Raw genomic sequence first — 244 nt, forward strand, 5'->3', positions numbered from 1 at the left:
ACTGCTGCCGTGCCCCTACCCCCTGGGTATACAGGGGTTTTCAATTGGGTGCAACGCGACGTGGTAGGGGCACGGCATCCGAAAAACTTTGATTTGGTGACAAAACTTACTGCTGCCGTGCCCCTACCCCCTGGGTATACAGGGGTTTTCAATTGGGTGCAACGCAACGTGGTAGGGGCACGGCATCCGAAAAACTTTGATTTGGTGACAAAACTTACTGCTGCCGTGCCCCTACTGCGGGAAT

The 244-nt window shown here is 54.5% G+C and carries 1 protein-coding gene; it reads left to right on the top strand.

What is annotated here, in order from left to right:
- The coding region (locus MiSe_RS50495; RefSeq protein ID WP_226595158.1) for a hypothetical protein at nt 1–244 on the top strand (244 nt) is incomplete at both ends.

Source organism: Microseira wollei NIES-4236 (assembly GCF_020521235.1).
Classification (GTDB): Bacteria; Cyanobacteriota; Cyanobacteriia; order Cyanobacteriales; family Aerosakkonemataceae; genus Microseira; species Microseira wollei.